This is a genomic window from Pseudomonas agronomica (genome assembly GCF_025917275.1).
Taxonomy (GTDB): Bacteria; Pseudomonadota; Gammaproteobacteria; order Pseudomonadales; family Pseudomonadaceae; genus Aquipseudomonas; species Aquipseudomonas agronomica.
On sequence record NZ_JAOSHO010000165.1, the window covers coordinates 1 to 9906 of the forward strand.

The following is a 9906-nucleotide window of genomic DNA, read 5'->3' on the forward strand; positions in this document are numbered from 1 at the left end:
AGGAAGGCAAAAAAAGACCCCGCTCAGTCTGGCTGAGCGGGGTCTTTTTTTATCGGTATCGCTTACGGACGCTTGCGATTGCTGATCAGCGTGCCCACGCCGGTATCGGTGAAGATCTCCAGCAGGATCGCATTCGGCACACGACCATCGATGATCAGCGAGCTGCCGACGCCGCCTTGTACCGCTTCCAGCGCGCAGCGAATCTTCGGCAGCATGCCGCCGTAGATCGTGCCATCGGCGATCAAGTCATCGACCTGTTGGGTCGACAGCCCGGTCAGGACCTTGCCGGTCTTGTCCATCAGGCCGGCAATGTTGGTCAACAGCATCAGCTTCTCGGCCTTCAGTGCCTCGGCAACCTTGCCGGCCACCAGGTCGGCGTTGATGTTGTACGACTCACCGTTGGCGCCCACGCCGATTGGCGCAATGACCGGGATGAAGTCGCCCTTGACCAGCAGATTCAGCAGGTCGGTGTTGATGCCGACCACTTCGCCCACCTGGCCAATGTCGATGATTTCCGGCTGGGTCATCTCCGGGGTCTGGCGGGTAACGGTGAGCTTCTTCGCCCGAATCAGCTCAGCGTCCTTGCCGGTCAGGCCGATGGCGCTGCCGCCGTGGCGGTTGATCAGGTTGACGATGTCCTTGTTGACCTGGCCGCCGAGGACCATTTCCACCACGTCCATGGTCTGCGCATCGGTGACGCGCATGCCATCGATGAAGTGGCTCTCGATCGACAGGCGCTTGAGCAGGTCACCGATCTGCGGGCCACCACCATGCACAACCACCGGGTTGATGCCCACGGCCTTCATCAGCACGATATCGCGGGCGAAGCCGGTCTTGAGCTCCTCGCTTTCCATCGCGTTGCCGCCGTATTTGATCACCAGGGTCTTGCCGACGTAGCGTCGGATATAAGGCAACGCTTCGGACAGGACCTTGGCGGTGTTGGCGGCGGCTTCGCGTTCGAGGGTCATTCAGGGCTCCGGTAGTGCTTCAAAAAATCAAAACGGTAGTTGGAGATCAGGTGCAACACGTTTGAGTTGGGCGTGGAACACGTCCTTGATACGCTGCAGTTCGGCTTCGTTGTCGGCCTCGAAACGCAGTACCAGCACCGGTGTGGTGTTGGACGCGCGAACCAGGCCCCAGCCGTGTGGATAGTCGACCCGAACGCCATCGATGGTGGTCAGTTCGGCGCCTTCGCCCCACTGGGCGTCGTGCAGTGCATCAATGATGCTGAATTTGCTCTCTTCGGTCACATGGATATTGATTTCTGGCGTAGAAATATCGTTCGGGAAGGTCGCGAACAGCTCTTCCGCGGTGGATTTCTCCTTGCTTAGGATCTCCAGCAGACGCGCGGCGCTGTAGATGCCGTCATCAAAACCGAACCAGCGTTCCTTGAAGAAGATGTGGCCGCTCATTTCGCCGGCCAGCAGGGCACCGCTTTGTTTCATTTTCTTCTTGATCAACGAATGACCGGTTTTCCACATGAGCGGACGACCGCCGTATTCCTTGATCAGGGGTACCAGGCGACGGGTGCATTTCACGTCGAAGATGATTTCGGCATTGGGGTTGCGCGCCACCACGTCTTTGGCGAACAGCATCAACAGGCGGTCCGGGAACACGACGCTGCCGGTCTCGGTCACCACGCCCACGCGGTCACCGTCGCCGTCGAAGGCCAGGCCCAGGTCTGCCTTGGTTTCCTTGACCTTGGCGATCAGGTCCTGCAGGTTTTCCAGCTTGCCCGGGTCCGGGTGGTGGTTCGGGAAGTTGCCGTCAACGTCGCAGAACAGGGGGATCACTTCGCAGTTCAGGGCTTCGATCAGTTGCGGGGCGATCACGCCAGCGGCGCCGTTGCCGCAATCGACCACCACTTTCAGGCGGCGGGCGAGTTTCACGTCCTTGACGATTTCGTCGTTGTAGCGCGGCAGGATGTCGACCTTGGTCACGCTGCCTTGGCCGCTGCTCAGGTCATTGGTCTTGAGGCGGGTGTGCAGTGCCTGGATCTGCTCGTTGGCGAGGGTGTCGCCGGCGATGACGATCTTGAAGCCATTGTAGTTCGACGGGTTGTGGCTGCCGGTGAGCATCACGCCGGATTTGCCGGCCAGCACGTTGGCGGCGTAGTACAGCGCCGGTGTTGGCACCAGGCCGACATCGCTGACGTGGCAGCCGCTGTCGGCAATGCCCTTGATCAGTTGCTCGACCAGCTCCGGGCCGGACAAGCGACCATCGCGGCCGACGTTCACGTTCGGTTCGCCCTGGGCCAGGCTCTGGGAGCCGATGGCGCGGCCAATCCAGTAGGCGGTTTCAGCCGTCAGGGTTTCCGGCACGACGCCACGGATGTCGTAGGCGCGGAAGATGCTGTCAGGAAAGATCGGGGCGATTGCGGCTGGGGTGTTCATGGGCGGGGCGCTCTATCAGGAAGGTGACTGGACAGGCCGACATGGGTGTCGGCAGGCTCAAGCTGAAGGGTATGACGACGTTTTTGGCAGAGAGTTCGCGGTGGGAAAGTGCCATGAGACAGCGTTACCCCGGTCTGAACCGTCTAAAACGTTGATTCCGGATGGGAAACCTCGTCGCCAGCCGTTGCGCATTTTTCGTCCTGAAACAGAAGCTTAATAAAGCAGCCGGGCAGGGCACCCGGCTGGGTACGTGGCTCAATGGCTGCCGGAATGCCCGAAACCACCCGCGCCACGCTGGCTTTCGTCGAACTCCTGGACCAGCTCGAAATGGGCCTGGACCACTGGCACCAGCACCAATTGGGCAATGCGCTCGCCCACGGCGATGTTGAAGGCGGTCTGGCCGCGGTTCCAGCACGACACCATCAATTCGCCCTGGTAATCGGAGTCGATCAGGCCCACCAGGTTGCCCAGCACGATGCCATGTTTATGGCCCAGGCCCGAGCGTGGCAGGATCAGCGCGGCAAGGCCCGGGTCACCGATGTAGACCGACAGGCCGGTCGGAATCAGCAAGGTCTGGCCTGGTTCCAGCACCGTGTCCTGCTTGAGCATGGCCCGCAGGTCGAGGCCGGCGGAGCCAGGTGTGGCGTATTGCGGCAGCGGGAATTCGTTGCCAATGCGTGGGTCGAGGATCTTGGCTTGTAGAGCGTGCATTGAAATTAAACCTGGTTCAGCCGTTCGGCGATGAAAGTGATCAGTTGGCGGGCGATCTTGCCCTTGCTGGTCTGGGCGAAAAGCGTGGCGTGCAACTGGCGGTCGATCACGCTGCAGGCGTTTTCTTCGCTGTTGAAGCCGATGCTCGGGTTGGCGACGTCATTGGCGACGATCAGGTCCAGATTCTTGTCCTTGAGCTTGCGCGCGGCGTAATCGAGTAGGTGTTCGGTTTCGGCAGCGAAACCCACGCTGAACGGACGGTCGGGGCGCGTGGCGATGGTGGCGAGAATGTCTGGGTTGCGCACCATTTGCAGGAGGAGGCCGTCGCCGCTCGTAGGGTCTTTCTTCAATTTTTGCGGGGCGACGACTTCAGGCCGGTAGTCCGCTACTGCCGCCGAGGCGATGAACAGGTCGCACGGGATGGCCGCTTCGCAGGCAGCGAGCATGTCCCGGGCGCTGACCACGTCGATACGGGTCACGCGGTCCGGCGTTGGCAGGTGCACGGGGCCGGTGATCAGCGTCACTCGGGCGCCGGCCTCCACGGCGGCTTCGGCCAGGGCGAAGCCCATCTTTCCAGAGCTGTGGTTGGTGATATAGCGCACTGGGTCGATGTTTTCCTGGGTCGGCCCGGCGGTGATCAGCACGTGCTTGCCCGTCAGGGCCTCGCGTTTGAAGCAGTCGGCGGCGCACTGGGCCAGGTCGGTGGCCTCGAGCATGCGGCCCATGCCGACATCGCCGCAGGCCTGGCTGCCGGAAGCCGGGCCGAAGACTTTCAGGTCGCGGCTTTCAAGCAGTTGCAGGTTGGCCTGGGTGGCCGGGTCGCGCCACATGGCCTGGTTCATGGCCGGTGCCACGGCGACCACTGCGTCCGTGGCGAGCACCAGGGTGGTCAACAGGTCATTGGCGATGCCTTGGGCGAGGCGAGCGATCAGATCGGCCGTCGCCGGGGCGATCAGCACCAGGTCGGCCCACTTGGCCAGTTCGATATGACCCATGGCGGCTTCGGCCGCCGGGTCGAGCAGATCCAGGTGGACCGGGTGGCCGGACAGGGCCTGCATGGTCAGCGGCGTGATGAACTCGCTGCCGCCACGGGTCATGACGACCCGCACTTCCGCGCCCTGGTCGATAAGCCTGCGAACCAGCTCGGCGCTCTTGTAGGCAGCAATGCCGCCGCCGACGCCCAGAACGATGCGTTTCCGATACAGCCGCTGCATAGGCCTGCCTTTCGATTTCAGTGGTCAGTGCAGGGCGAAACCCTCGGCATGAGCCTGCCTGGGTGCAAATCGCCTGCAAAAAAGATGGGCTAAGATATCACAGCGTCCGCTACGGAACAGCGGCGCCCACTATCAGGGAGATGCCATGAGTATTCGGGATTGGCCCGTGGCCGAGCGGCCGCGGGAAAGGTTATTGGCGTCGGGAGCGGGGAGTCTTTCGGACGCCGAGTTGCTGGCGATATTTTTACGCACGGGTGTGGCGGGCAGAAGCGCGGTGGACCTGGCGCGACAACTCTTGATCCAATTTGGCAGCCTGCGCGCGCTGCTTGAAGCGGATCAGATTACCTTCAGTAACCATATGGGGCTCGGGCCTGCAAAGTTTGCCCAGCTTCAAGCCGCTCAGGAAATGAATCGCCGGCATCTGGCTGAGCGGGCGCGGGAGAAAACCACGCTGGAAAGCCCGTTCGCGGTGCGTGACTATCTGAAATCAATGCTGCGTCACGAACCCCACGAGGTGTTTGGTTGCCTGTTTCTCAATTCCAAGCACCAGGTGCTGACCTTCGAGGCGCTGTTTCGCGGCTCGATCGACAGTGCCAGCGTCCATCCCCGGCAAGTGGTCAAGAGGGCGTTGGCCCACAACGCCGCTGCCGTGATCCTGTGCCACAACCACCCCTCCGGCAACACCGAGCCCAGCCAGGCCGACCGAATGCTCACCGAGCGGCTTCAGGGGGCGCTTGAGCTCATCGATGTGCGGGTATTGGACCATTTCATCGTTGGCGATGGGGAGCCACTGTCCATGGCGGAGTGTGGGTGGATGTAGGCCCGATCTGACGATACGAAACCCTTGTGGGAGCGAGCTTGCTCGCGATGGCGGCGTATCAGACGACATTGATGTTGGCTGACCGACCGCTATCGCGAGCAAGCTCGCTCCCACAAGGAGTGGGCTGGGGTTACTTGAGACTGACCTTGGAATAGTCCTGGCGCCCAAACGGGCTCACCGCATACCCCTGCACATCCTTGCGGGTCAGTGCGAAGGCGGTGGGGTGCGCCAGGGGCAGCCAAAGGGCCTGCTGCTGGATCTGCGCCTGGGCCTGTTCGTAGAGCTTGGTGCGTACACCTTGCTCGCCGGTGGTCTTGCCGGCGCTGATCAGCTTGTCCAGGTCCGGGTTGCAATAACGGGCGAAGTTGGTGCCGGACTTCACCGCCGCGCAGGAAAATTGCGGGGTGAGGAAATTGTCCGGATCGCCGTTATCACCGGCCCAGCCCATGAACAGCAGGTCATGCTCGCCGGCCTTGGCGCGGCGGATCAGCTCGCCCCATTCGATCACGCGGATTTCCGCCTGGATGCCGATCTCTGCCAGGTCCGATTGCAGCAACTGTGCCCCAAGACTCGGATTGGGGTTGAGCAGGCTACCGGAGGGGCGAGTCCAGATGGTGGTCTTGAAGCCCTCCTTCAAACCGGCCTTGGCCAGCAGGTCCCGAGCCTTGGCCGGATCATGGGCATAGCCGGGCAGGTTTTTAGCGTAGCTCCAGGTATTGGGCGGATAAGGACCGTTGGCTGCTTCAGCGGTGCCTTCGAAAACGGTCTTGAGGTAGCTGGGCTTGTCAAAGGCCAGGTTGATCGCCTGGCGGACTTCAGGCTTGTCCAATGGCGGGTGCTGGCTGTTGATCGCCAGGAAGGCGGTCATGAAGGCGTCAGTCTGTTCCACCTTCAGCGTAGGCTCTTGCTTGGCGGCCTGTACGTCCAGTGGCTTGGGTGACAGTGCGATCTGGCATTCATTGCGCCGCAATTTCTGCAATCGGACGTTGGCGTCCGGGGTGATGGCGAAAATAAGGCGGTCTACCTGGGGCTTGCCGCCAAAATATTCGCCGTTGGCCTCGTAGCGAATCGAAGCGTCCTTCTGGAACCGGTTGAAAATGAACGGGCCAGTGCCGATGGGTTGGCTGTTGAGCTGTTCCGGCTTGCCGGCGTTCATCAATTGGTCGGCATATTCGGCTGAATAGATCGACGCGAAACCCATGCTCAGCGTGGCCAGGAAGGTTGAGTCGGCGTGGTCCAGCGTGAATCGCACCGTCAGCGGGTCGAGTGCGTCAATTTTAGTGATCAGCGCTGGCAGTTGCATGGACTGGGCGTGGGGGAAGCCGCTTTGCGCAACTTTATGCCAAGGGTTGGCCGGATCGAGCATGCGATCGAAGCTGAACTTGACGTCTTCGGCCGTCAGGTCGCGGTGCGGCGTGAAATAGACGGTGTGATGGAACTTGACCTGTGGGCGCAGCTTGAAGACGTAGGTCAGGCCGTCAGGCGAGACGTCCCAACTGCTGGCCAGGCTCGGCACCACTTTGCCGCTGGCCGTGTCGAAATCCACCAGGCGGTTCATCAGCACGTCGGCGGAAGCATTGGTGGTGGTCAGCGAGTTGTATTGAACGACATCGAACCCCTCCGGGCTGGCCTCGGTACACACGCTCAGGGCGGCGGCCTGGGCCAGCGGGCTGATCAGCAGAGGGGCGAGCAACAGTGGTAGGGCAGCGAGGCGCATGATTGATTTCCTGTGCAGGTCGGAGGCCCATCTGCGAGTGCAGTCTGGAAAAGGCCTACCCTAGTGGGCTCGCCGGTAAATGACTATCCCCTTTTTGCATTTTCCGGCACTCTGCGGTGCTGTACTCAGGTTCCCATCGGGTACCAGTGAAAAATTACCTGCGTGCAGCGACGAGCGGTAAAGGGCTGCGCCAGCCTCTGCCCCCGCTGTCCGGGGCGCTTGCTCGAAGATTCCCCAGGAAGACAAATCACAACGGCTGTTGTTGTGCCTGGGTCTTTCTGGTATAAAGCAGCGCTCTTTTCTAGGGGCCCGGTTCCTTCACTGTAGGTGTAGCCGGTAAGACCCTTAAAGAAACGCGGCGCCTGGCGCCAAATGACTGAGAGATTAAGCGGCCAACCCATGCCGGGTTGGGCATGTGGTTTTAGAGGGCTGAGGCATGTCTAGAGTCTGTCAAGTTACCGGTAAGGGTCCGGTGACTGGGAATAACATTTCCCACGCAAACAACAAAACCCGTCGTCGTTTCCTGCCGAACCTGCAGCATCACCGCTTCTGGGTTGAAGAAGAGAAACGTTTCGTACGTCTGCGCGTATCTGCCAAAGGCATGCGCATCATCGACAAGCGTGGCATCAGTGTCGTGCTGGCCGAACTTCGTCGCGATGGCAAGGTTTAAGGGAGCTAATCATGCGTGAATTGATTCGTTTGATCTCGAGCGCCGGTACTGGTCACTTCTACACTACCGACAAGAACAAGCGTACTACCCCGGACAAAATCGAGATCAAGAAATATGATCCGGTTGTTCGCAAGCACGTGATCTACAAGGAAGGCAAAATCAAGTAATTGATTTTTCCCTCTTACAAAAAAGGCCCGTATCGCGAGATACGGGCCTTTTTTGTTGATGATTTTTTGTCTCTCAGGCCTTCTGTTCGAACACCACATAAATCTTGCGGCACGGTTCCAGCACCTCCCAGGTGCCCTTGAACCCGGCCGGGATCACAAAACGGTCGCCCGCCCGAAGTGTCTTGGCATTGCCATCGCTGTCCCGCAGAACGGAGACGCCCTGGACGATTTCGCAGTATTCATGCTCGGTATAGTTGACCGTCCACTGGCCGACGGCGCCTTCCCAGACCCCGGCATTCATTTGCCCGCACGGGCTGCTGTAGTGGTTGAACACCGCTTGTTCGGGATCACCCTTGAGTACCTTGGCCGGGTCCGGGCGATAACGATCGGCGGCAGTATTGGCCTGGCCAAAATCGACGATGTCCTGAATGCTCATGCGCGTGGTCTCCGGTGATGGCTTGGAAGGCCTCGAGTCTATGTTTATTAAAATGAACATCGCAAGGCCGTTTGCCTGGGTTGTGTCAAATATATTGAAACATTACCAGCGGCTGGTTTAGGGTGGCGGATGCTCCGTGCCGAAAACAGCGCCGCATACAGGCTGGCACGGCGGGAATTCTTGAACGCTGCGCAGGACGCGGCGTTCCTACCAATAAGAGGAGGACACTCGCATGACCACCCTGACTCGTGCCGACTGGGAACAGCGCGCCCGCGACCTGAAGATCGAAGGCCGCGCCTTTATCAACGGTGAGTACACCGATGCGGTGTCCGGCGAAACCTTTGATTGCGTCAGTCCGGTCGATGGCCGCCTGCTGGGCAAGATCGCCAGTTGCGACGTGGCTGATGCCCAGCGCGCCGTAGAAAACGCCCGTGCGACCTTCAATTCGGGCGCCTGGTCGCGCCTGGCACCGAGCAAGCGCAAGGCCACCATGATTCGTTTCGCCGGCCTGCTCAAGCAGAATGCCGAAGAGCTGGCCCTGCTGGAAACCCTGGACATGGGCAAGCCGATCAGCGACTCGCTGAACATCGACGTTCCTGGCGCGGCCCAGGCGCTGAGCTGGAGCGGCGAAGCCATCGACAAGATCTACGACGAAGTGGCCGCGACGCCCCACGACCAATTGGGTTTGGTGACCCGCGAACCGGTCGGCGTCGTGGGCGCGATCGTGCCGTGGAATTTCCCGTTGATGATGGCTTGCTGGAAGCTTGGCCCGGCGCTCTCCACCGGTAACTCGGTGGTGCTCAAGCCCTCCGAGAAATCCCCGCTGACCGCGATCCGCATTGCTGCCCTGGCCATCGAGGCGGGTATTCCGAAAGGCGTGCTGAACGTCCTCCCTGGGTACGGTCACACCGTTGGCAAGGCCCTGGCCTTGCACATGGATGTCGATACGCTGGTGTTCACCGGCTCCACCAAGATCGCCAAGCAATTGATGATCTATTCCGGCGAATCCAACATGAAGCGCGTCTGGCTGGAGGCCGGTGGCAAGAGCCCGAACATCGTGTTCGCCGATGCGCCGGACCTGCAAGCCGCCGCCGAATCCGCCGCCAGCGCCATTGCCTTCAACCAGGGCGAAGTCTGCACCGCCGGTTCGCGGTTGTTGGTGGAGCGTTCCATCAAGGATACGTTCCTGCCGCTGGTGGTCGAGGCGCTCAAGGGCTGGAAACCCGGCAATCCGCTGGACCCGGCCACCAATGTCGGAGCCCTGGTCGATACCCAGCAGATGAATACCGTGCTGTCCTACATCGAGGCCGGTCACAGCGATGGCGCCAAGCTGGTGGCGGGCGGTAAGCGGATCCTCGAGGAAACCGGCGGTACCTACGTGGAACCGACTATTTTCGACGGCGTGAGCAACGCGATGAAAATCGCCCAGGAAGAGATTTTCGGCCCAGTGTTGTCGGTCATTGCCTTCGACAGCGCCGAAGAAGCCATCCAGATCGCCAACGACACGCCTTATGGCCTGGCGGCGGCGGTATGGACCAAGGACATCTCCAAGGCTCACCTGACCGCCAAGGCACTGCGCGCCGGTAGCGTATGGGTCAATCAGTACGACGGTGGCGACATGACCGCGCCGTTCGGTGGCTTCAAGCAGTCGGGTAACGGTCGCGACAAGTCGCTGCATGCGTTCGACAAGTACACCGAGCTGAAGGCGACCTGGATCAAGCTCTGATTAGGGCTTTCACGCAGCGCTGATCCCTTGTGGGAGCGAGCCTGCTCGCGAA

General features: G+C 60.8%; 9 protein-coding genes and 1 pseudogene. 4 read left to right on the forward strand and 6 right to left on the reverse strand.

Annotated features, from left to right (window positions below; translation table 11 throughout):
* Nucleotides 1-62: 62 nt before the first annotated feature.
* The 4 genes and pseudogenes from argB to coaBC all read right to left on the reverse strand — a co-directional run bounded on the left by argB (nucleotide 63) and on the right by coaBC (nucleotide 4318).
* A complete protein-coding gene (gene argB, locus OC610_RS13785; protein WP_030138216.1) occupies nucleotides 63-968 on the reverse strand; it encodes an acetylglutamate kinase in 906 nt (301 codons plus the stop codon).
* Nucleotides 969-995: 27 nt separating this feature from the next.
* Nucleotides 996-2399, reverse strand: a pseudogene (locus OC610_RS13790) (phosphomannomutase/phosphoglucomutase); the annotation flags it as partial.
* A 249-nt stretch (nucleotides 2400-2648) separates the two neighbouring features.
* Nucleotides 2649-3104 (reverse strand): dUTP diphosphatase, encoded by a 456-nt coding sequence (dut, locus tag OC610_RS13795; RefSeq protein WP_030138214.1) that lies wholly within the window; start codon nucleotides 3102-3104, stop codon nucleotides 2649-2651.
* A gap of 5 nt (nucleotides 3105-3109) precedes the next feature.
* Nucleotides 3110-4318, reverse strand: a complete 1209-nt coding sequence (gene coaBC, locus OC610_RS13800; RefSeq protein WP_217860629.1) for a bifunctional phosphopantothenoylcysteine decarboxylase/phosphopantothenate--cysteine ligase CoaBC — start codon at nucleotides 4316-4318, stop codon at nucleotides 3110-3112.
* Nucleotides 4319-4463: 145 nt separating this feature from the next.
* Between coaBC and radC the strand changes: the two genes are divergently transcribed.
* A complete protein-coding gene (radC, locus tag OC610_RS13805; protein ID WP_264428362.1) occupies nucleotides 4464-5138 on the forward strand; it encodes a RadC family protein in 675 nt (224 codons plus the stop codon).
* A 130-nt stretch (nucleotides 5139-5268) separates the two neighbouring features.
* Here the strand turns inward: radC and OC610_RS13810 are convergent, their stop codons facing one another.
* Entirely contained in the window at nucleotides 5269-6855 is a 1587-nt protein-coding gene (locus OC610_RS13810; RefSeq protein ID WP_264428363.1) for an ABC transporter substrate-binding protein, read from the reverse strand.
* A 436-nt stretch (nucleotides 6856-7291) separates the two neighbouring features.
* Between OC610_RS13810 and rpmB the strand changes: the two genes are divergently transcribed.
* Nucleotides 7292-7525 carry a 50S ribosomal protein L28 gene (rpmB, locus tag OC610_RS13815; RefSeq protein ID WP_003177273.1) on the forward strand — a complete coding sequence of 78 codons (234 nt, stop codon included), beginning with the start codon at nucleotides 7292-7294 and terminating at the stop codon, nucleotides 7523-7525.
* A gap of 11 nt (nucleotides 7526-7536) precedes the next feature.
* A complete protein-coding gene (rpmG, locus tag OC610_RS13820; protein WP_003177274.1) occupies nucleotides 7537-7692 on the forward strand; it encodes a 50S ribosomal protein L33 in 156 nt (51 codons plus the stop codon).
* Nucleotides 7693-7765: 73 nt separating this feature from the next.
* Here rpmG and OC610_RS13825 read toward each other — a convergent pair whose 3' ends face one another.
* The gene (locus OC610_RS13825; protein WP_264428364.1) at nucleotides 7766-8128 is read right to left on the reverse strand and encodes a cupin domain-containing protein; all 363 of its coding nucleotides are present in this window, start codon (nucleotides 8126-8128) and stop codon (nucleotides 7766-7768) included.
* A 232-nt stretch (nucleotides 8129-8360) separates the two neighbouring features.
* Here OC610_RS13825 and OC610_RS13830 point away from each other — a divergent pair, with 232 nt between their 5' ends.
* Nucleotides 8361-9854 carry an aldehyde dehydrogenase gene (locus OC610_RS13830; protein WP_264428366.1) on the forward strand — a complete coding sequence of 498 codons (1494 nt, stop codon included), beginning with the start codon at nucleotides 8361-8363 and terminating at the stop codon, nucleotides 9852-9854.
* The last annotated feature ends 52 nt before the right edge of the window (nucleotides 9855-9906 follow it).

Excerpts from the sequence above, each read along its gene's own strand:
- dut (WP_030138214.1), bottom strand. The coding sequence starts at position 3,104 with ATGCACGCTCTACAAGCCAAGATCCTCGACCCACGCATTGGCAACGAA.
- rpmG (WP_003177274.1), top strand. The coding sequence starts at position 7,537 with ATGCGTGAATTGATTCGTTTGATCTCGAGCGCCGGTACTGGTCACTTC.
- OC610_RS13830 (WP_264428366.1), top strand. The coding sequence starts at position 8,361 with ATGACCACCCTGACTCGTGCCGACTGGGAACAGCGCGCCCGCGACCTG.
- radC (WP_264428362.1), top strand. The coding sequence starts at position 4,464 with ATGAGTATTCGGGATTGGCCCGTGGCCGAGCGGCCGCGGGAAAGGTTA.
- argB (WP_030138216.1), bottom strand. The coding sequence starts at position 968 with ATGACCCTCGAACGCGAAGCCGCCGCCAACACCGCCAAGGTCCTGTCC.
- rpmB (WP_003177273.1), top strand. The coding sequence starts at position 7,292 with ATGTCTAGAGTCTGTCAAGTTACCGGTAAGGGTCCGGTGACTGGGAAT.
- OC610_RS13825 (WP_264428364.1), bottom strand. The coding sequence starts at position 8,128 with ATGAGCATTCAGGACATCGTCGATTTTGGCCAGGCCAATACTGCCGCC.
- OC610_RS13810 (WP_264428363.1), bottom strand. The coding sequence starts at position 6,855 with ATGCGCCTCGCTGCCCTACCACTGTTGCTCGCCCCTCTGCTGATCAGC.
- coaBC (WP_217860629.1), bottom strand. The coding sequence starts at position 4,318 with ATGCAGCGGCTGTATCGGAAACGCATCGTTCTGGGCGTCGGCGGCGGC.